We start from the raw sequence: 21,966 nt of genomic DNA on the forward strand, positions 1-21,966 counted from the left end.
GCGATTGTGGCGCGGGGTTTTTCATTTTCAATTTCTATTTTTCTTTATTCAACAGTCACTGATTTTGCCAGGTTGCGCGGCTGATCCACATCGTATCCAAGGCTGGATGCCAGGTGGTAGCTCATCAACTGCAAAGGAATCACAGACAAGATTGTATTCGTTGTCCAGTGAGCCTTTGGCATTGCCAAATAGTATTCACTGATACCGCGAAGCTTTTCGTTCTCGCCAGTTCCGATGGAAATAATTTTTCCACCACGGGCACGGGCTTCTTCCAGATTGCTGATTGTTTTTTCATACCAGTGGTCTGATGGAGCCACCATGACGATCGCCATGCGCTCATCAATCAAAGCCAGCGGGCCATGCTTCATTTCGCCGGCAGCGTAGCCTTCAGCGTGCATGTAAGCCAGTTCCTTCAGCTTCAAAGCACCTTCCATCGCAATTGGATAGCTTGTGCCACGACCCATGTACAAGAAGCCACGGAACAATTTCAATTTCGCAGAAGCTTCCTCAAAGTACTTATCGAAAGCCAATACGCTTTCCATTTGGCTTGGTGTTGCCAATAAGCTTTGGACCAGATCTTTTTCTTCTTTGGCTTCAAGCACACCGCGTGTGCGCGCCATTGCCACAGCCACGCAGTTTAGGACTGCCAAAGTGCTGGTGAACGCTTTTGTCGATGCCACACCGATCTCAGGTCCTGAGTTCATGTACAAGTGACCATGAGCTTCACGGTCGATTGTCGAATTGCGTACGTTACAGATACTCAAAGTCGTTGCACCCAGCTCGCGGGCCATACGGATCGCAGCCAACGTATCTGCAGTCTCACCGCTTTGAGAGATCGTCATCACCAACGTTTTTGGTGGAATAACGGGATTACGGTAACGGAATTCGCTGGCGATATCCACTTCAACCGGGATGCGCGCCAATTGCTCCAGCAAGTACTTACCAACAAGTCCTGCATAGAAGCTGGTACCACAGGCAATAATAAATACGCGCTCGATACCTTTGAATACTTCCTGAGTTTTTGCCCAGTCTGCTTTTGAATCCAACTCTTCCAGCTTTTGCACAGACTGTCCGCCGAAGCCGACATTCTTCAAAGCCACTGCGAAAGTCTCTGGGTTTACGTGAGGTTCAATGGCTGAAGCCACCGCGCGAGGCTGTTCGTAGATTTCTTTCAACATGTAGTGAGCAAAGCCCTGCTTTTCCACCATCTCAGGATTCCAGTTCAATTCGACAGATTTCTTTTGAATCGGGAAACCATTTGCAGAGAAGAAATCAACCTTGCTGCCTTTGATGTTTGCGATCTCACGGTCATCCAGGTACACGAAAGTTTTTGTGTATTGAATCAATGCCTGTACGTCGCTGGCTACGAAAACTTCGTCTTTACCCAAACCGACAACCAATGGAGGACCGTCTTTAAACGCCACCAGGTGATCCGGCTCTTTATCCCACATAACCAGGATCGAGAAAGCGCCACGCAATTTCTCAAGGGTTCTTTCCACCGCTTGGTACAGATTGTTTGTGTTTTCAATTTCGTTGGCAATCAAGTGAGCCACCAACTCGGAATCGGTGTCAGAAGTGATCTCTGCTCCTTGAGCCAAAAGATCTTCACGGATATCGAGATAGTTTTCGATAATACCGTTGTGAACCAGATTGATGCCGCGAACCTGATGAGGATGGGCATTGCGTTCTGAAGGTTTACCGTGAGTCGCCCAACGCGTGTGACCGATACCCAGGTGACCATCAAACTTTTCGTTCACAAGTTTGTCTTCAAGAGCTTTCAATTTACCTTGCGCACGAATGCGCTTGGTTGTGCCTTTGTCCAAAATAGCGATACCGGCGCTGTCATAGCCACGGTATTCCAACTTTTTAAGACCACTGATAATGATGTCTTTCGGGCTTTGAGGCCCCAAGTAACCAACGATTCCGCACATAAATTCACCTATTAACTTTCAATCCAAAAAAATCTTTTACTGACTCTCAGTTTCCGTTTCAGCTACCGGCGCCTTCGCCACGTAGTTCTCTTTCGTAAACTGTTTGCCACGAGCTACTGCCAGGGCGTTGGCCGGCACGTTTTTCGTGATTGTTGAACCGGAACCGATCACGGCGTCAGCGCCCACCTCGATAGGTGCCACAAACTGCGTATCGCTGCCAACAAACACACGGTCGCCAATTTTAGTCTTATATTTCTTTTTATCCGCGGCGTAGTTGCAAGTTATAGTTCCGCAACCCACGTTCACTTCCTCGCCAATTTCAGCATCACCCAAGTAAGTCAAATGACCCGCTTTGGACTTCTTGCCGAATTTGGTTTTTTTCATTTCCACGAAGTTCCCCACATGAGCTTCCTCGCAGATTTCTGTTTCCGGACGCAAACGTGCGTAAGGACCCACAGAAACTTTGTTATGAAGCTTGGAACTTTCCAGATAAGTGCCGCCACGAACCTGAACGCTGTCCCCGATTTCTGTGTCAGAGATAAAGCAGTTGGATTCGATCACGCTGAAGGAACCGATTTTAGAGCGGCCACGAATGAACACATTCGGGTACACCACAGTGCCTGGTCCGATCTGCACGCTTTCCTCGATATAAGCTGTGCGTGGATCAATCATCAACACGCCCTCTTCCATCAAACGCAAAGCTTTACGCTTAAACAACAAGCGAGTTGCTTTTGCCAGTTCAACCTGAGTATTTACACCCAAAGCCACTTTCGGCGTGGATTTGATCGCCTGTACTTTCAATTTATCCTGAATGCACAAAGAGATCAGATCCGTAATGTAGAATTCTTTTTTCGAGTTATTGTTTTTAATTTGCGGAAGGTATTCCGCCAGAACAGACGCTTTCGCAATATAAATGCCCGTGTTGATTTCGCGAATTTTCAAAGTTTCTGCGGAAGCATCTTTTGCTTCAACGATGGCCACCAGCTCGCCACGGTTACGTACGATACGGCCCATTTCACCGGGAACCTTCAAATCTGCCGTCACGACCGCCAAATCGCATTTTTCATCACGGAAGATGCGCAGGAATTCTTTAACGTCAGAAGCCTCGATCAAAGGATGGTCGCCGTTCATGATGATCACGTCGCCTTCGATTGTTTCCGGTTTCGCACAACGAACTGCGTGGGCTGTGCCCAACTGCTCATCCTGGGAATAACAAGAAACGCCCATCGGCTCGACGACCTGGCGAACCAGGTTTTGACCATGCCCCACGATCACGCGGACTTCTGTCGCGCCAGCACCTTTGGCAGCCTGGATTATTTTTTCAATCATCGGACGACCCGCCACCGGGTGAAGAACTTTTGGAAGAGGCGATTTCATACGCGTCCCCTTACCAGCGGCCATGGCAATCACAGTCAACTTGTCAGTATTCGTGGTGGTATTATTCGTGGCATTTGCTGACATTCAGAAACTTCCTTTTAAATGCTTTTCTTCCGTTAAAAAAACAGGCTTAATTATCGCATGCAACAAAGAATTTTTCATCAATCTTCTTGGGCCAAGACCGCTTTGGGAACAAGTATCGAGCTGTATAAAAAATCACACAGCTTCGAAGGCTTTTCCGAAAGGCCCATCCTTTTCATTGGCGGCGTTCACGGTGACGAACCCGAAGGGGTGCGCCTGGCGCAGGAACTGCTGCAATGGCTTAAGGAAAATGAAAAATCCCAAAGCGAAAATATTCGCCCGTGGATTCTGATTCCTAATATAAATCCCGATGGTTCGGCTCAAAACCAACGAACCAATGGCTCCGGAGTTGACCTGAATCGCAATTTTCCAAGCAGCGATTGGAGCCCTGAAGCCAAAGCTCCAAGATACTATCCCGGCCCTTCGCCCGGAAGCGAGCCTGAAGTACAGGCTTTGGTAAAACTCATTGAGGACGAAAAGCCACATCTCATAGTACACTTCCATTCATGGGAGCCTTGCGTTGTATATACCGGCGAGCCTGGCAAAAAGGCGGCGGAAATCCTGGCAACAGGTACTGGATATGAACACCGCGAGGATATTGGTTATCCCACGCCCGGCAGCTTGGGGCAGTTTGGCTGGATCGATATGAAAACTCCGGTGGTATGTATTGAGGAACAAAGCGGAGTGGATCTGAATCTTGTGTGGCCTCACTTCAAAGCTGGCTTGGAAATGTTACTCACGGGAAGAGGCGTTTAAATGTCCATGATCAAGTCCATCGCATTCGATTTGGATGACACATTGGTAGACACATCGGGTCTGCTGGTGCCGATGGCTTCGCAACGCGCCTGTGAAGCGATGATCGCAGCGGGTGTTTGTGTTTCTTTGGAAGAGTGCATGACCATTCGCGAAGAACTCGCAGCCAACCTTTCCCACACTGAAATTTTCACAAAGATCGTCAATCAGTTCGGAACCAATCAGCCAGGCAAAGCAGTGCATGATGCCCTTGAGGAGTTTTATAATCCCGAGGTGCCTTCGGTTTTACCATTGCTGGCTGGAGCCACTGAAAATCTTCTTCATCTTAAAGAGCATTATAATTTGTATCTGGTGACGATGGGATCCTTCGATGCCCAGGTTGAAAAAATCAAAGCTTTGGGTATCGAAAAGTTTTTTAAAAAGATCTACGTCTTAAACGGTTTTATTGGCGAGAAAAAAGAAGCGGCCTTTTTGGATATTCTCGCTCAGGAAAAACATCCTGCAGCGGAGCTTCTAAGTATCGGCAATAGACTGTCCAGCGAGATTCGCGACGGCAAACGCGTCGGTGCTACGACTTGCTATTTTGCACACGGTGAACACGTGGGCGAAGAAGCCGTTTACCCCGAAGACACTCCTGATTATACAATCACGCAGCACAAGGATCTGATCAAAGTATGCGGACTTTAAAAGCAAGTTTTCTGCTGATCGGACCTTGGGATTCAAGGTTGCAAGAACTGGGGGCACATATCGCCACAGATCTGCAGCAGGCTTGGCATTGGATTCAGGACTCCACCTATAATGTGGTGGCTGTTTCTGTCACCGTCATACTGGGAAAACGCTTTCCCGAATTTTATCAGGAAATAAAACGAAACAGTCCTGCGACCCAGTTTATCGCGGTGGTGCCGCCGGATTTTTCTGCAAATCAATTAAGCCGACTGCACGAAGAATATTCCTTCATCCGGGTTATGCACAGCTTTAACGATACGGATTTGGAAACTCATCTTTTCACTGCTTTGGAAGAAGCCAATCAGCGCAAGCAGGATGAAAATCTCGCCGTCCTGATTCGCGAGCAGACGGAAAAATTAAAACGCCTGCAAATTGAACTGGAAGAACGCGTTCAGAAAAGAACCAAGTTCCTGACTGAAGCCCGTCGCAAACTCTATTTAACGAATTCACGCATTGAAGGCTTTAAGGTTGCATTGATGGCTGTCCATCAGGCAAGCTCCGTCACCGAGATCGAGCAGCTTTTAAATGAGTCCCTGGCGACCACGGTGCAAACCTCGTGGATTCGTATTTTCTTTAGTCCCCAGGATGAACACTTCTCCAGTCAGGTCACGGCTCAGTTAAGTTTCACGCAGCTGCAAGTGCCGTTGTTTAAACAACATGATCGCATCGGTTCAGTCTTTTTCCTGCGTGCTCCGGACCACCCGTTCAACAAGGAAGAAAGTGATTTCCTGACCCGCGTTGCCGAAGCGGTCGCCCTGGCGCTGGATCGTATTCAAAAACTTCAGGAATCTGAATCCATGAAAGAACAATGGGAGGCGACGTTCAACTCGATGTCGGATCCGGTTGTTTTGATTGATCAGAACTACGATATCATTCAATCCAATAAAGCCGCGGAAGTGCGCTTGAAAGAGCGCGAACATCCCCAGAACACGCGCAAGTGCTTTGCTCTTTTATACAACCGTGAAGAACCCTGCCCGGGTTGCCAGCGGGGACGTAATTTCCGCGTGCGCTCCCAGGATCCTGGGGTTCGTACTTACGATGTTTTCAGCCAAAGTCTTTTTCTGGACTCCGACAAGCCTGCGGTGTTTGTAAATCTTTATCACGACATCACTCAGCAGATGAAAATGGAAAAGCAGATTTTGGAATCAGCCAAGATGGCAGAGCTTGGAACCATTGGTTCTTCGATCGCCCATGAGTTGAACAATCCATTAGGTGGAGTTTTATCTTTCACTCAGCTGATCAAAATGGATATGCCGGGTGATCATCCTCTTTATCCGGATATTTTGGAAATGGAAGCCGGCGTTCAACGCTGTAAAGAAATCGTGCAAAATCTTTTGGGCTTCACTCGCAATCCAAATTCCGATCAGGAAGGCGATGTCAGCTTAAAGGATGTCAGTCAGCGCGCGTTTAAAATTGTTGAACTACAAACAAAGTCTCAAGGGATCGAAGTTCGCCTGCACACTCCAGCAGAAGAAATCTTTGTGAAAGGTCATTTAAATTTATTGGCCCAGGCTTTGAAGAACGTGATTCAAAATTCCATCGACCATTTGACGGACCGCAGTCGACAAATTAAAGGATTCCGAGCATCCCTCGATATTGAGATCACCTCCGCCGAAGGTATTGCTGTTATTTTAATCAAAGACAACGGAACTCCAGAGAAAAATCCAAGTCTTCCTATAGGCTTAGGTGTTCCTGTGGCCTCTCAGATCCTGCGCGATCACGAGGCGGACCTCGAATTTTACACAGGTCCAGACCACGAAAATGTGGCAAAAATTTCCTTCAACCGTCCAGTTTTAAGGTCCTGAAACGCAGTCTGGGCGCGGATTTTTTGACAGGCCCGTCAAAATTACCTTATCCTTTTAGTAAGGCCGACATGCACGTCAGCCGGTCTCTTACGAACCCACCATGGAAGGAAGGTTCATGCGTTCACAACGTGTTCTTATTCTGGATGACGAATCCTCTTTGCGTACCGCTCTCTTCAGAGTGCTCGACAGAAAAGGTCTGAACGTCATCACTGCCAACAAAATCGAAGAAGCTAAAGCCCTTTCCCAAGGTGACACTCCTATTGATTTGGCCATTGTTGATTTGAATCTTCCAGATGGCGACGGCATCGAGTTCATGTCTCACTTGAAAGCCATGAATCCCGCAACTGAAGTTATTATCCTGACTGGTCACGCCACTATTGAATCTGCGATTCGCGCGACTCAAAAAGGTGCCTTCCATTTTGTGACCAAGCCCTTCAACCTTGAAGAGCTGATGAGTCTGATTGAAAAAGCTCTGACTCATAAAAAACTTCAGCAGGAAAATCAGCAACTGCGTTCTGAATTAAATAAGAAATATAAGTTTGACCAGATCGTCGGCTCTTCGGAGCCAATTCAAAATGTTTTGCGTCTGATTGAACGTGTTGCCGATTCTGACTCGACTGTTTTGGTTACGGGTGAATCCGGAACTGGTAAAGAGTTGATTGCCCGCGCGATCCACTACAACTCCCCTCGTGCGCAAGGTCCGTTTGTTCCAATCAACTGCGGCGCTATCCCGTCAGAGTTATTGGAAAGTGAGTTGTTTGGCCATATGAAAGGTGCCTTCACCGGCGCTATCGCAAACCGCATCGGTCGTTTTGAAATGGCTGACGGCGGAACAATCTTCCTGGATGAAATCGGTGATCTTGAACCTTCATTGCAGGTAAAACTTCTTCGCGCTTTGCAGGAAAGAAGTTTTGAACCGGTGGGCTCTACCAAAACGGTATCGGTCAATGTTCGCGTGATTGCCGCCACTAACATTCACCTGGAAGAAGCTGTTGAGCACGGAAGATTCCGCGAAGACCTTTATTACCGTCTGAATGTTATTCCTATCCACGTTCCTGCTTTGCGCGAGCGCAAAAGCGACATCCCTTTGTTGTTGAATCATTTCATGGAAATCTTCAATAAAAACAAGGGACGTGGTTTGACTGGCATCGCGGTTGACGCTTTGGACGCTTTATCCAACTATCCATGGCCGGGAAATATTCGTGAGCTGGAAAATCTGGTTGAGCGAATGACGATCCTAAAAGGTCAGGGCACGGTTGAGATGAATGATCTTCCAACCAAGTACAAGTCCCTGAAGCCGGTGATGTCTTTGGATGCCAGCCAGCTTGAGATTCCGGACAGCGGTATGGACTTCAACACAGCGGTTGATAACTTTGAAAACAATCTGATCCTGAAGGCCCTTGAAAAAACCGGATGGAATCGCAACCAGGCAGCGGCTTTGTTAAGATTGAACAGAACCACTTTGGTAGAGAAGATTAAGAAAAAAGGTCTGACTCCGCCGAACGATATCAACCCTGCAAATTTCTAGTTTCCCGATTTGAAACAACACGAAGAGACGGATGAGAATCCGTCTCTTTTTTTATTTGGCAATCTGGACCAAAACCCAGCTGATTTTCTTCATTTCTCCTCGGGGCGACCGATGAGAAACAGATGCGTGGAGTATGGATTTTATTGATCATTTTCAACTTTGTGGGACTGCTGGCTTGTACAAGTGCTCAGCGTTCGCCAAGTTCTGTGATCACTGATGAAGACCGCCTGACCCGCATTCAGGAAATCGATTTACTGCTTTCGCAGTATTGGAACAACGACTGGCGCTATAGCCAAAAACTTTTCCAGGTCGCTCCTTCCATGGTGATGACTTCCAACGCTCCGCTTTTTGATCTTTCCAAAATCAAAGATCCCGCTGTTCGCAGTCAGATTCAAAATCTGATGATCGAGCGCAAGTCCCTGCGCGATTCTTTGGGTGATAAATTTGAAAATCGCAGCTGGACAGGTATCGGTCCTTGGTTTCAGGGAACCTTCCGCCGTCCTTTGTTTGAAAAGCAGGAAGTGATCAGCATCCGCGATTTGCACGAATATCGTCTGGATGGAAAGGCGATTAATCCTTTTCCGTTAGAGCATCGGATTTTCTCCAATTACTCTTTGCTGTTTAAAAATGAACTTCCAACAAATTCTGACGTTTTTGCCAAAGACAAGGACGACCGGATTCGCAAAAAGTTCCTTAAAGCGCGTTTGGAGTGCAATGGCGATATCATTGCTCCATCCAAATACTTCTGGCGTTCAGATGAGCGCACCCGGGTTTTTGAATTTGACTGGTATTTTGCTAGTGAAAACGGTCAACGCGTTTCGGTCCGGTTTTCACCGGGGGTTTCACAGTGCCAGTTCCGATACTATGATCCAGAGCAAAGTTCCAGCTGGAGCAATGGATTTCCATTGGCCAGCTTGAATTCGCTTTCTCCAGAGTGGATGCGAATGGCGCAACAGATTGATGCCTGTCCGCTTTTGACGAATGAGATGGGTAAGAATCCGGAAGGGTTCTTTTGGTCCCAGGATTTCAACTTTAATACCTGTCCAGAGTCTTTTGACAGTTATAGCAACCTGCGAAATCCATTTGTGGCGATGAATCGCCGGATGATTTCTTTGACGGGCTCTCCGCTGCAGACTCGCGATTTTGAACAAAAGAATCCGATGGCTACGCTAAATTTCAGCAAGGCCCCGCAGTTTGATGTTATCTGGGTGGCCTCTTTGAATTTTTCCGCAGATTTTTCGGGAATGGTGACTGCTCGCGCGATTCGCTACCACGCGGAACGGGGAACTCAGGTGCGCATTCTGGTGCCTCAGGTGACAATGACCAAGAAGGATCGCGAAATTGTCACTTGGTTGATGCGCGATCTTCCGAACGTGAAGGTTCAATACTACAAGTACACGGTCACTGACGACAAAGATGGAACCTGGTTTGATCGCTTTCATCGCGTGAATCATACAAAATTGCTTTTGGGATACTCTGCCAAGAATCCGGCTGCGAATTTCATGATTACGGGTGGTCGTAATATTCGCGATTCTTATATTTTTCCGGAAACGCCTTTTTACCGCGCTTATAAGCATTTGAAAAATTACGGCGACGGGGAAGAGCCTTACATCTATTACAACGATTTTGATATCGAACTTCGTGGTACTGAGATCGTGAAGCACACTCTGGCGCAAATGGTGAACTTTTGGAATCGCGAACCTGAAACTCATCGCTTCCGTTCAACGAACGTGAACATTCCGGTTCATGCTGACAAAGACATGGTGTCGAAGCTGAATGCTTTGCCAAAATCAAAGCCTGTGGTTCGTCACATTATGTCGCTGCCTTATTTTGACGGGTATCAGTTGGAGCGGTTCTACATTGAGATGATTGATTCCGCTCAAAAAGAATTAATGCTGACCACTCCGTACTTCCGTCCTTCGGTGGCCATCAGTGCAGCTTTGGATCGCGCGCATGCCCGAGGTGTGAATATCAAAGTGGTCACCCGCATTCACCTGGCCGGCGACGGCACTCCGCAAATCGCCGAAGAAGTGAATAAAGAAGGTATCAATCGCCATCTGAAAAACATCATGATTTACGAGTGGACTGATTCCAACTCGATCATGCATGCAAAAATCCTGGTGATCGACGGCAAGCTCAGCTTCCTAAGCAGCGTGAACCTAAATCGCCGCAGTTTCATCCACGACACCGAAAGCGGCGTGCTGATCCTGCACGAACCCACAGCTCGCGATCTGCGAAAAGAAGTCCTAAACTACCTAAGCCGCAGCCGCCTCCTGACAGCCCAAGAAAAAATAGGCTGGATCAGCGGCCAACTCATCGACTGGGGCGACTCCTACTTCTAGTCGCTCCAAGAACACCCATCCGCTCATCCCAGGGGTATCGGTCAGCTTCCAACCAAGCCATCGATCCTTACCCAAGTTACCGCTACCCCCTCACTCGTGAGGGTATCGGTCATCACGCCCAAAGCTCCCTCAACTCCTCCGGCGACATTCCCCGCAATCTTGTCTTGGAATACATACGCCCAAGCGCTTCCATTTCGTTCAATTGAATATAGTCACGCACCACTTTGTAAGGTTTAAAACCTCTAATCACTCTCGTGAATGGCCGATGCTTCCAAACCCGCTCCCCTTCGTGCCGCTTTGTGAAGGTATCGGTCAAGCATTGTGCAAACTGCCCCGCTACCACTCGCAAAAAACTTTGAATCGCCGACCGCCGGCTCCCGCGAACGAGGATGTGAATGTGATCTGACTGGATGGAAAACTGCTCGATTTTCACAAAAAACTTCCGCGCGTACTTCTTAAGTAGAATATTCAGCAGAGAAAAGTTTCGCGGACTGCGCAGGCCTTTGCTCACAGCGGTCATATTCACTTTAAAAACCAAATGAATCGGATCTTTGCTTGAGAGCGGCCGAGCGCCTCGCCCTTTTGAAGACGTTCTTAATGTTCCACCATGGCAATGCCGAAACTTCCAATGGGTTTGCAGATTCGAAAAAGTTTGTTGTTTCATTTGAAACTCCTCCTCGTGACATCGATTGACCGATACCCCAGATAAGAAGATGAAGTGCAAGAGCAGAACCTCTTTCAAATCGAATGCATTACCTAATGGAGTGAGTATGTCCGAAGAGGGGACGTTGGTTCTTTAATCAAATGAAGTCGGAAGACGCTGCTTACGATGATGACCGGTACCCCAAAAAAAGTTGCCGTGGAGGATTAGGGCGAACTTGCGGGAAGTTATGGTTTAGCTGGGTGTGACCGATACCCCCGGGGGACTACGTGGGGTTTGGTGAAGATGATGGTGGATAAGTAGTGAGTAAAAAAAAGCCCCGGTGAGTTTGGTCACTGGGGCTGATGTTTTATAAAAAGGCTATTTGGGTTTGAACAAGTGAAGCATTTCGAACATGGCGTCCATGCCGGCGAGGGCTGTTATGTCGGCGTGGTCGAAGGGTGGGGAGATTTCCACGATGTCGCAGCCTACTAGGTTTGGAATTTTCAGGGCGCGAAAGATGCGTTGTACTTCGTACGTGGTCAGGCCACCTGGGACCGGCGTGCCTGTTCCTGGCGCGCAGCTTGGATCCAAATTATCAATGTCGTAGCTGATGTATGTTGGAGTGTCGTCGAACGTTGGGAGCGTTTTTAAAAACTCGTTGATTGGGACATTGCGAACATCATCCACAGTAATCACGCGGATGCCATGCTTGTTTACGAAATCCAAATCGCCGCCAGCCGCCAATGGACCGCGAATTCCGATTTGTACCATCTTTTTAGGATCGACTAAACCTTCTTCAACCGCATGACGGGCAAATGCTCCGTGATGGTACTCACAACCCCATGCCGCGGGATAAGTATCCAAGTGCGCGTCGAAATGAATAAACGCTAAAGGCTTGCCGTATTTTTTTCTTAAGGCACGAAGAACCGGAAGAGTTGTCGAGTGATCTCCGCCAATAGAAACAAACTTCTTATTGTGCTGCATAAGCTCGCCCACGAACTTCTCGATGCGCTCGTAAGTCTGACCTTGATCGATAGGCACTGTCGGGCAATCGCCGATATCAGCGACTTTCAGTTTTTCAAAGAAATTTTCCATGCGAGTCATGTGGAAACCACGACCCAAAGATGAAACCTCTCTCATTTTTGTCGGGGCAAAACGAGCACCTGGACGGTAGGACACGCCGCCATCGTAAGGAATTCCAAAAATTCCGACTTCATAATCCGCATCGATTGCCACATAGGGCAAACGGAAGAAGGTTTTAATTGCAGAAAATCGGGGAAATTCACGGCCGCTCAGAGGTTTGTATTCCATTATTGACTCCTCAATTATCTAGACTACATTACCGCGGATGGACTATCAACGCGACCAAAAACAACTGATCCAGTGGTACAAAAAAAATCGCCGCGCTCTTCCATGGCGCGAGAATAAAGATCCTTACAGAATCTGGCTTTCTGAGGTCATGTTGCAGCAAACCACGGTGGTCGCGGTCATTCCCTATTTCGAAAAATTTCTTAAAAATTTCCCGACTGTTCAGGACCTAGCCTCAGCTCCAGAACATGATGTTTTAGAATCATGGGCTGGTCTAGGTTACTACTCGCGCGCACGCAATCTTCATAAGGCGGCCAAGGCTTTGGCTGAAAACGGTTTTCCGAAAACTGCGGCCGAGTTGTTAGAGCTTCCTGGATTTGGACCTTATACCTCCCGCGCGGTAGCCAGCATCGCCTTCGGTGAAAAGGTCGGCGTCCTGGATGGAAATGTGATTCGCGTTCTTTCTCGTCGCTACGGTCTTAAACTGGAGTGGTGGAACAACAAAGGCCGCCAGCAGCTGCAGGAAATCTCAGACACACTGTCCTCCTTTGGCAGCTCAGATTCAGTAAATCAGGGCCTGATGGAGTTGGGAGCAACGGTTTGCACTCCGCAAAAAGTCATGTGTTTGATGTGTCCGTGGTCCACGGATTGCGTTTCGCGAGAAAAGAATCTGGTCGAGAAATTACCTCTGAAAAAACCGCGCAAACAAAGTGAAGTCTGGGTGTGGAAACCGGTTGTAACAATAAAAAATGGCAAGGTCGCATTAGTTAGCAATGACTATGCTCCGTTCCTTAAAGGACAAATGATCTTTCCAGGAACGATTTCTCAAAATGAAGACAAGCCCAAAGACTATGATGCTAAACACAACATCACACATCATGATATCTTCATAAAAATCGCTCATAAAAAAACCGCGAGCGACCGAAATGTGGAATGGGTTGAACTGAAAAATCTTAAGAAGGTCAATCCGTCTTCCCTATTACAAAAAGTACTGCACAAGGTAGAAACATGAAGCAACTGAGTTTGAAGATTATCTTATTGGGCAGCATCCTTTTCGGATGCACACACAGCCCGACAAAAGATCTTCTGACTCCGGACTTCCTGCTTCAAAAGAACGTAAAGCAAGTCACCTTTCAGGGCGATAACGAACGTCCCAGATTTTCTGCCAATGGGACCCGCCTGATTTATTCCAGTCATCATCGCGGCAACAGAAAAGACCTGCAGGTTTACGAAACCGATCTTATTCGAAACAAAGAACGTCGTGTGACTTTTTCCGATGGAGCTGCGTTTGATGCGGACTACATCAACGACATGGAAATCATCTATGCCAGCACCACGGATGAAATCAAAGAAAGTCCTTTTTTAAATCGCAATCCTGACAAAGATTTCCCTCCCGCAGATCTTTATCTGAGTGACCGCTTTGGTTCGGATATTTTGCGTGTGACTCTGCAACCAGGTTTCGATGCTGAGGCATTTATGCTGCCTCATCCGACGAAGCCTTCCGTTATTTTTACTTCCCGCCGCGGTGATGTGACAGGTATTTATCGGCTGGATTTGAAATCCAGATTTGTTTCTTTACTGGCGTCTGAAACTGGTAAAGATCGCAGATATCCGACTTTGGCTCCGGAAAAATCCCGAGTTGCTTTCAAAGAAACCAATCTGGAGTCCAAACAGCAAAGCCTGCAACTGGTGGATCTTCACACCAAACAAACTGCGCTGCTTAAATCCGGTGAGGGTCACTATCGTGATTTGTTCTTTGCTCCTCGCCCGCCTTCCCGTTTGTTTTATAGCATTCTAAGAAAAGGCGACAAAAAGTATCAGATTGAAGTTTATAATCTGGAAACGAAATGCACCCAGGTGGTATTTAAAGGCAAAGACGATTTGCTCTATCCAGCGGTTTCCAACGAGTCCGTAGAGCGACTGGCTTTCACACGAACTGTTCAGGAAAAGAAACAAATTTATCTGGTCAACCTGCCAGAAGATTTAGGTCCTTGCCTACCTGACACCGCAAGCACAACCAAAACCGAAATGACCGATACCCTCGCTGCGGCACCGGTGGCACCTGCTCCATCACCGAAACCAGTTAGAAAACGCAAACCCGTGGTTGCTGCTCCAGTCGTGACTCCCATGTCAAAACCAGATGCGTCCGCAACTCCGATTCAAAACACAGAACCAACTCCGAATGCAGCTCCGCCCACAGATGCGGTTCCGACTTCAACGCCAACAGCCACTCCTGTTGAAAAACCAATGGAAACACCAGCTGCAACTCCGACGAGTACACCATCCGTTACACCTGCGGTGACTCCCGCAACGAGTCCAGTTTCTGTGGAATCGCCGACTCCAGCACCATCTCCTGTGAAATAAAGACCTTTGCTCTTGCTGCCTTTTAGAGCCCTTGATACCCTAAAAGGGTGAGAACGTTTTTAGTCCTTCTTTTTTTAATTCCGATGACAGGCTTTGCAGCACCTTACCCTGCAACCAGCACCTCTGCGCTGACAGCGCCGGAAAAAGGGCTCTATTTTCTGCACAAAGGATTTTCTGTAAAAACGGATGGCAGCAATTGGCTTCCGGTCGCTCTGTCTGAAGAAAGTATTTTAGACACAGTTCGTTTTGCAGATAAAAATTCACCTGATGCAGCTTCATTAAGCGTGCGCACAGATCGCGTCGCTAAAAACGCCTCCCTGGAATTGTACACGCGCAAATGGATGAGAGACTATCCTAGCTATGGCTTTGAAGTTTTAGCGACCAAGCAATTCAATCTGAACGGCAGCCCCGCATTGATCGTGGATATGCTTTCCCGAGCCAAGAACAAACAGATCCGTCAGGTTGTTTTGAAAAACGAAGACAAAGTGGCGATCATGACTTGCCTGGATAACAAGGACACTTTTTCAAAGTCCCTCCAACAGTGTAACCAAATCATCAAAACATTTTCCTGGGTAACACCTGAAGAAAAGCCTTCTCTTAAGAAGTAGAATTACCCATCCAATAAAACGCTGAATTGTTCAAATTCGTTTGAAATATAACATACGTAAATTGGGACCATAATCAGCACCACAGACGCGAATTCTTGATGCTCAAAAAAAAATCCAGCATAAGCACTCAATGCCTATGCTGGATAAAGTGTGTCCGTACCTATTGGAAAACGAGGTAAATGTCGGAGAGGGCTTTTGAGCCGCCGCAGTCCAGAGCGTTTACGTTCAGCTCGTATTGTTTGCCGACGCTGAAGTCGTTTGTTAATAACAGCGTTCCGATGGTTGCGGTACCGCCTGATTCAAAGGCTTGCAGGGCTACGTCGCTGTTGTTCACTTTGATTTTACCCGTTGTACCGATCGCTGCATCGGCGGAACCGAAGGCGCGGTAATTTGAAATCGCGGCTGTACTTGAAGCCAAACGGCTTCCCATCAAGACAAAGTTATCTACCAAAATCGAAGTCAGTGCATTGCTTGAGCCCGATAGTTTCACTGAGCGCTCACCCTGCAACGTCACCTTATTCGTAAAGGCACCCATTACATACGGAGCAGCTACGTTCGTTACCGCCGTACCACCGGCACCTGGAGAACCGCTGTGATTACGAGCTGAAACGAAACTTAAACGATCTCCTGAAGATGGAGAAGCTGCGATCTTATTAAAGAGCTTCGCATAGTAACAAACACCGGCTTCAGTGCGCTCTGGAATCACAACCGGGAAGGAAGTGATTTCAACAAAGGATTTACAAGCGTACACGATACACTTACCGCCTGATTTCACTTCGTTGCTTCCGCACGTGACGGAAATGGAAACCGTCTTGCTGACCGATACCCCCACCGCATTAGTACCCTTCACTGTACACGCTAGGTCCTGCATCACTTTGATGTTGGTGGAGGTCGCTGTCACCGGCAATGTGCCGGATTGTCCATCAGAGCAAGTGTAAGCCATCGTGGAGACGTTAATACCTTCCGTGATCAAACCGGCAGTGCCGTTGATCGCGACTTTTTCACTCGAGAAAGACGCATTCAAATCCGGTGAAGGACACGATTTGTCCAGACCTATGTAAGTACCTTTTTCTGATTTTACAAAATTTTCTTTGCCGTTTTCACAGATGAAAACATCATTTTTATTATAGATGGCATTTACGATGACTGAACTTGAAGGACAGCTTTGCGATTCAGACAAAGTGCCATTCGGAACACTCCAAGTACTGCCGGAAGCTTTGCCGTTACATGTAGCTGGCAGGCAGGCGCCGGAAGTGGAAATCAGATTTCCTTTTTGCCATTGCCCTGTCAGAACTGCATTTCCATTTGAGCAAATCAGTTCGACGTTCTTCGTATATGAATAATTCAAGTCGCCGCCAAATTCACAAACGCCATTTTCATTGATCACTTCGTTGGACGGTACCCACCAAGTGGTGCCTTCCGTACGACCAAAACAATTCACCACTTCCTCTTCTGGAGGAGACTCGAGTGATGCCATTGATGTTTTTGAAAATTCAGGAGTTTGCGCGCAATTTTGAAAAGCTATGACAAGAAGACCTACGGCCAATACCTTACTCATGTGCTTCATTTGGCAGTCCTTGGTTAAACATTCCCTACTGGACTTTTCGGCAGATTCCGAATGAAACTTATGGTTTTTCGCTATGAAACTAGCACTGCTTCAAAATGATACGTCCACCTTCGCCAAGGCTTCGGCGGACATGCCCGTCTCGAACAAAGGTAAGTCCGTACCTTTGAGGTTTTAACGGTTTTTTTGAAGCCACTCGGCCATTGGCAGAGCGAAGTAGGTGAAGATGATATCGGCTCCGGCGCGGCGGATGGAGTATAGAGTTTCCACCATGGCGCGGGTTTCGTCGATCAAGCCGGCTTTGGCGCCGTGTTTGATCAAGCTGTATTCACCACTCACGTTGTAAGCTGCCACTGGAATATTCGTGTGCGCTTTTACTTTTGCGATCACATCCAGATACGACAACGCAGGTTTCACCATCACGATGTCAGCACCCTCTTCAACATCCAAATCAATTTCGCGAATCGCTTCGCGCGTGTTGCGGAAATCCATTTGGTACGTTTTTTTGTCGCCGAACTTGGGCGCTGATTCCAAGGCATCACGGAAAGGACCATAGAAGCTGGAAGCATATTTCACCGAGTAAGAAAGGATGCCAGTACCAATCAAACCTTCAGCATCAAGAGCGCTACGAATTGCACCGACTCGTCCGTCCATCATGTCTGATGGAGAAACAATATCAGCACCGGACTTCGCATGAAGCACACTCATTTTTGCGAGAATCTCTACCGTTTCATCATTCAAGATGAGACCGTTTTTCACTACGCCATCATGTCCATCCGAGGAGTAGGGATCTAGAGCTACGTCGGTGATCAGCGTCACATCTGGAAACTTGTCGCGAATTTTCTTCAGGGTTGTGGGCATTAAACCATTTGGATTCAACGACTCCGTACCAGTTTGATCTTTCTTGGATTCAGGCAGAGCAGGAAAAAGGTCGAAACTTTTCACTCCAAGAGAAACGGCGCGAGCGACTTCATCTAAAATTAAATCAGGGCTCATGCGGAAAATGCCCGGCATAGAGGCAATTTCTTGCTTTTGTTGGGTGCCATCTACAAGAAACAAAGGCAGGACTAATTGAGAGGGACGGAGATCCGTTTCTGCAACCATTTGCCGCACAGCTTCAGTACGACGGTTTCTTCTGGGCCTCTGTGTCAACTTCATATAGAACCTCGCTTCGTATGTCGTAGGGCGTCTCGCTTTGGGAAAACCCCACTTATGACATTTCAATGACACTTTAATGAAAGTTTAGTGATAAACCTAATAATCAAGATGGAAGATATACTTCTCGTTCACAGAAAATCCAGCAAAAATTTTGCAGAATCCCTGCAAGATGCAGCCGTGTTCAAAACATGTCTGCGCCAGATTCTATTCTGCCGTGAGGACGAATTGAATTCAATGCTTGATGTGTTGGAGTCTGAAGATCAGGTTCTTCGTGGCGAGAAAGCTTTCAGTCTTTTACTTGAAATTCTTTGTGGTCTTCACTCCCCGATCGTGGGCGAAACAGAAGTTCTGGGTCAATTCCGTAACTTCATCGACGCTCGCAAAGCCGCTGGCGACACTTTGTTTGGCGATAACCAGAAATGGTTGAACTTCGTTATGACTGAAGTGAAACGCACGCGTGCAGAACACCTGGTGGGAATTGGTTCACAAAGTTATGGCAGCCTTTTGCGCCGTTACTCCAAGGATATGGATTCCGTCACATTGTGTGGGTCCGGACAATTGGCGCAGGAAATCCTTCCGTGGCTGGCTCACAAAAAATCCGTTCAAGTTCTTTGCCGTGAATGCACAAAGATGCGCAGCTTCGCAGAGAAATACGATAATCTTAATATTGTAAACTACAACGAAGCTTATGTTCATGGAGAGGCGATGGTTATTGCCGCACCTCTTTCTGATGCACGCATCCTGGAATTGATCAGCAAGCAGGACACCCGTCCTCATGTGATTTATGATCTGCGCGGCGAAGAAAACAATTTGCCAGCACTCATTGCAAAACAGTTCCCTCACGTGACCGTCATGACCCTTCAACAGTTTTTTGCTGAAATCGAAGAGACCAAAAAAGACAGGCAAACCAAAATCGAACAGATCCGCGCGTTCTTGTTCGAAAAAGCCTTGGCCTTCGCACAAAGAACAGAGCTTCGTCCACTTGGTTGGGACGATATATGCGCCTGAAAATTTCCGCTCGTAAAAGTGATTTAGCCCGCCTCCAGGCTTATATGGTTGGCGAAATTTTAAAAGAAAAAAATCCGGGACTTGAGATCGAATTCAAGTTCAAGGAATCCCTGGGTGACATCAACCTGACAACTCCGCTGTGGCAAATTCCTGAAAAAGGCGTTTTCACTGAAGACTTCTTTGGCGAGTTGATCAAGGGCGAAACCGACATGGTTGTTCACTCCTGGAAAGACCTTCCCACAGAGTCAAAATCTGAGACGGTGATTGCTGCGACTTTGCCTCGCGCGGATCAACGTGACTTGTTGCTGGTTAAAAAATCGCATTTCGAAAAACTGCGCACTTCAAAAAAAATGAACGTGTTCAGTTCTTCCCCTCGTCGTGAATACAATCTGACGAATTTCTTTAAAGAACATCTTCCGTTCAACCTGGAATCTGTGAAGTTTGAAAGCGTGCGCGGGAATATCCCGACTCGCATCCGCAAACTTTTGGAAGCGACTGAAACTGACGGGTTGATCGTTGCGAAAGCAGCTTTGGATCGTCTGTTGACAGCGAAAGAGCCTGAATTCAAAGAAGTTCAGGGCCTCCTTCGCTCGTACCTGGATCAAGTTGAATTTGCGGCCCTTCCTTTGAGCATCAATCCGAATGCAGCCGCACAAGGTGCTTTGGCTGTTGAGATCAAAGCGGACCGTGCTGATTTGAAAGAGTTGCTTGCGAAAATCGACAACCCAACAACTTTCCAATGCGCACAAAAAGAGCGCGACATCCTGGCAAGCTTCGGTGGCGGTTGCCATCAGAAGATTGGTGTGGCGGTTTTGTCCCGCCCATATGGTGAGATCACGATTCTTAAAGGTCTGACTGATGGTGGAACTGTTTTAGACAAACGTGAATTGAAACCTGCTGTTGTTTCTCCGAAGTTCTCTGCGGATCAAATGTGGTCTTCCGAAGTTCGCGCGGAAAGAAAACCTCTGACCGACTGGAAAGTTCCAACCGGCACAAATGCTCTCTACGTTTCCCGCTCTGAATCCTGGCCTGAATCATTGAAGTTCGATCAATTCGTTTGGACCGCAGGAACTCGCACTTGGAAAGCCATGGCGCAAAAAGGTGTTTGGGTTCACGGTTGCTCTGAAGGTTTGGGCGAGCAGGAAGAATCCCGCATCGACATTCTGGCTGGCAAATCTTTGTCTTGGGCGAAACTAACTCACGACACCGGTTACGAAGAAGGCGCACGCCAAATGCCTTTGATTGCGACTTACACTTTGGGTGAGCAAAACAACGCGACACCTGTGACTGGTAAAGAATGCTTCTTCTGGAGCAGTGGCAGTCAGTTCCTGGATACAGCGAAGAAGAGTCCTGAAGTTCTGGACAAGCATCACGCATGTGGTCCTGGCAACACTTACAAGATCATTCGCCAGTATTTGCAAGAACAAGGCAAATTTGAAGAATCAAAATTAAATATCTATCTGGATCAAGAAAACTGGAGACAGCAATGCACAAAGTAACTTCTGAAGAATTATTCCAACGCGCCCTTAAAGTTGCACCAGGCGGAGTTCACTCCCCCGTTCGTTCTTTCAAAGGCTTGGACCGTGCTCCTGTTTTCTTTAAACAAGCTGAAGGTGCATTTCTTACTTCTGTTGAAGATAAGAAGTACATCGACTTCTGCCAAAGCTTTGGACCATTGATCCTGGGTCACCGTGATGCTGAGGTTGCTGAAGAAGTTCACCGCATGGTGGACACAGCTTGGACTTTCGGTGCCACTGAAATTTACTCTTTGGAACTTGCAGAGTGGATCACTTCAACTTTGCCATTCATGCAAAAGCTTCGTTTCGTATCATCTGGTACTGAAGCGGTTATGTCCGCGTTGCGCGTTGCTCGTGCAGCTACAGGCCGTAGCAAAATCCTGAAATTTGAAGGTTGCTACCACGGTCACGTTGATAACTTGCTTGTAAAAGCGGGTTCGGGGTTGGCGGGTGCTGCAGCTTCTTCATCGGCGGGTATTTCTGCTGAAGTAGCAAACACGACAGTTGTCGCTCCTCTTGATGACGAAGCAAAACTTGCTGAAGTGTTCGCAGCTCAAGGCAAAGACATCGCAGCAGTGATCATCGAACCACTTCCAGCGAACTATGGTCTTTTGATCCAACGTCAGGAATTCCTGCAAAAAGTGGCTGATCTTTGCAAAAAGAACGGCTCCTTGTTGATCTTTGACGAAGTGATCTCTGGTTTCCGTGTGGGCCTAGCCGGCATGGTTGAAAAAACAGGTATCACTCCAGATCTAGTGACTTACGGTAAAATCATCGGTGGTGGTTTCCCAGTGGGCTGCTACGGTGGTCGCGCTGAACTTATGAACATGGTCGCTCCAAGCGGTGATGTTTACCAGGCCGGTACCTTGTCAGCGAATCCAATCGGCATGCGTGCAGGTCTTGTGACCCTTAAGAAAATGCAGCGTCTGGATGGTTGGAATGTTCTTGAAAAACGCACTCAAAAATTTGTTCAGGCACTACGCGATGGTTTCGCTAAAAAAGGTTTGCCGTTGAAAGTGGAACAGCACTCTTCGTTGTTCTGGATCCATGGCGATACAAGCGGCAAAACAATCCGCACTATCGAGCAAATTCCTGCAAATCAAGGCGCAACTTTCAAAGGTTTGTTCCTAAAAGCTTTGGACAAAGGTGTTTACCTGGCTCCGAACGCTTATGAAGTCGGTTTTGTTTCTATGGCTCACACCGATGAATTGTTGGCAGAAGCAGCAAGCATCATCGTGGGTTCTGCGGAGTAA

17 protein-coding genes are annotated in these 21,966 nt (G+C 47.5%); 11 read left to right on the forward strand and 6 right to left on the reverse strand.

Going from position 1 to position 21,966, the window contains the following annotated elements:
• Positions 1 to 44: 44 nt before the first annotated feature.
• Entirely contained in the window at positions 45 to 1,931 is a 1,887-nt protein-coding gene (gene glmS, locus ACLWNV_RS15880) for a glutamine--fructose-6-phosphate transaminase (isomerizing) (RefSeq protein ID WP_413585419.1), read from the reverse strand.
• Between the two features lie 36 nt (positions 1,932 to 1,967).
• Positions 1,968 to 3,392, reverse strand: coding sequence for a bifunctional UDP-N-acetylglucosamine diphosphorylase/glucosamine-1-phosphate N-acetyltransferase GlmU (gene glmU / locus ACLWNV_RS15885; RefSeq protein WP_413585420.1), 1,425 nt, complete (start codon positions 3,390 to 3,392; stop codon positions 1,968 to 1,970).
• A gap of 57 nt (positions 3,393 to 3,449) precedes the next feature.
• On the opposite strand from glmU, the gene ACLWNV_RS15890 reads away from it, so the two are divergent.
• From ACLWNV_RS15890 to ACLWNV_RS15910, 5 genes are all read left to right on the forward strand, one after another.
• Positions 3,450 to 4,145 (forward strand): DUF2817 domain-containing protein, encoded by a 696-nt coding sequence (locus tag ACLWNV_RS15890; protein WP_413585421.1) that lies wholly within the window; start codon positions 3,450 to 3,452, stop codon positions 4,143 to 4,145.
• On the forward strand, positions 4,146 to 4,829 hold the full coding sequence (locus ACLWNV_RS15895; protein WP_413585422.1) for an HAD hydrolase-like protein: 684 nt from the start codon (positions 4,146 to 4,148) through the stop codon (positions 4,827 to 4,829).
• Entirely contained in the window at positions 4,817 to 6,673 is a 1,857-nt protein-coding gene (locus tag ACLWNV_RS15900) for a histidine kinase dimerization/phospho-acceptor domain-containing protein (RefSeq protein WP_413585423.1), read from the forward strand. Before ACLWNV_RS15895 ends, ACLWNV_RS15900 begins: the two co-directional genes overlap by 13 nt.
• Positions 6,674 to 6,788: 115 nt before the next feature.
• Positions 6,789 to 8,201: a sigma-54-dependent transcriptional regulator gene (locus ACLWNV_RS15905; protein WP_413585424.1), complete on the forward strand. Its 1,413-nt coding sequence runs from the start codon at positions 6,789 to 6,791 to the stop codon at positions 8,199 to 8,201.
• A gap of 122 nt (positions 8,202 to 8,323) precedes the next feature.
• Positions 8,324 to 10,543, forward strand: a complete 2,220-nt coding sequence (locus ACLWNV_RS15910) for a phospholipase D-like domain-containing protein (protein WP_413585425.1) — start codon at positions 8,324 to 8,326, stop codon at positions 10,541 to 10,543.
• 112 nt (positions 10,544 to 10,655) lie between these two features.
• Here ACLWNV_RS15910 and ACLWNV_RS15915 read toward each other — a convergent pair whose 3' ends face one another.
• Entirely contained in the window at positions 10,656 to 11,207 is a 552-nt protein-coding gene (locus ACLWNV_RS15915; protein WP_413585426.1) for a transposase, read from the reverse strand.
• A 357-nt stretch (positions 11,208 to 11,564) separates the two neighbouring features.
• Positions 11,565 to 12,497 (reverse strand): agmatinase, encoded by a 933-nt coding sequence (gene speB / locus ACLWNV_RS15920; RefSeq protein ID WP_413585427.1) that lies wholly within the window; start codon positions 12,495 to 12,497, stop codon positions 11,565 to 11,567.
• Between the two features lie 37 nt (positions 12,498 to 12,534).
• On the opposite strand from speB, the gene ACLWNV_RS15925 reads away from it, so the two are divergent.
• The 3 genes from ACLWNV_RS15925 to ACLWNV_RS15935 are packed head-to-tail and all read left to right on the forward strand — an operon-like array spanning position 12,535 to position 15,466.
• Positions 12,535 to 13,506 carry an A/G-specific adenine glycosylase gene (locus tag ACLWNV_RS15925; protein ID WP_413585428.1) on the forward strand — a complete coding sequence of 324 codons (972 nt, stop codon included), beginning with the start codon at positions 12,535 to 12,537 and terminating at the stop codon, positions 13,504 to 13,506.
• Complete coding sequence (locus ACLWNV_RS15930; RefSeq protein WP_413585429.1) at positions 13,503 to 14,858, forward strand: hypothetical protein; 1,356 nt, start codon at positions 13,503 to 13,505, stop codon at positions 14,856 to 14,858. Before ACLWNV_RS15925 ends, ACLWNV_RS15930 begins: the two co-directional genes overlap by 4 nt.
• A gap of 47 nt (positions 14,859 to 14,905) precedes the next feature.
• On the forward strand, positions 14,906 to 15,466 hold the full coding sequence (locus ACLWNV_RS15935) for a hypothetical protein (protein ID WP_413585430.1): 561 nt from the start codon (positions 14,906 to 14,908) through the stop codon (positions 15,464 to 15,466).
• Positions 15,467 to 15,626: 160 nt separating this feature from the next.
• On the opposite strand, the gene ACLWNV_RS15940 is transcribed toward ACLWNV_RS15935, so the two are convergent.
• Positions 15,627 to 17,024 carry a hypothetical protein gene (locus tag ACLWNV_RS15940; RefSeq protein ID WP_413585431.1) on the reverse strand — a complete coding sequence of 466 codons (1,398 nt, stop codon included), beginning with the start codon at positions 17,022 to 17,024 and terminating at the stop codon, positions 15,627 to 15,629.
• Positions 17,025 to 17,204: 180 nt separating this feature from the next.
• Positions 17,205 to 18,188 (reverse strand): porphobilinogen synthase, encoded by a 984-nt coding sequence (gene hemB / locus ACLWNV_RS15945; protein ID WP_413585432.1) that lies wholly within the window; start codon positions 18,186 to 18,188, stop codon positions 17,205 to 17,207.
• A gap of 108 nt (positions 18,189 to 18,296) precedes the next feature.
• Here hemB and ACLWNV_RS15950 point away from each other — a divergent pair, with 108 nt between their 5' ends.
• Genes ACLWNV_RS15950 through ACLWNV_RS15960 form a run of 3 tightly spaced genes read left to right on the forward strand, consistent with a single transcriptional unit; the run spans position 18,297 to position 21,966 of the window.
• Positions 18,297 to 19,196, forward strand: a complete 900-nt coding sequence (locus ACLWNV_RS15950) for a hypothetical protein (RefSeq protein WP_413585433.1) — start codon at positions 18,297 to 18,299, stop codon at positions 19,194 to 19,196.
• Positions 19,187 to 20,695: a hydroxymethylbilane synthase gene (gene hemC, locus ACLWNV_RS15955; protein WP_413585434.1), complete on the forward strand. Its 1,509-nt coding sequence runs from the start codon at positions 19,187 to 19,189 to the stop codon at positions 20,693 to 20,695. Before ACLWNV_RS15950 ends, hemC begins: the two co-directional genes overlap by 10 nt.
• Entirely contained in the window at positions 20,683 to 21,966 is a 1,284-nt protein-coding gene (locus ACLWNV_RS15960; RefSeq protein ID WP_413558799.1) for a glutamate-1-semialdehyde 2,1-aminomutase, read from the forward strand. The genes hemC and ACLWNV_RS15960 overlap by 13 nt, the downstream gene beginning before the upstream one ends.

It is taken from the genome of Bdellovibrio sp. HCB274 (genome assembly GCF_047306075.1).
Classification (GTDB): Bacteria; Bdellovibrionota; Bdellovibrionia; order Bdellovibrionales; family Bdellovibrionaceae; genus Bdellovibrio.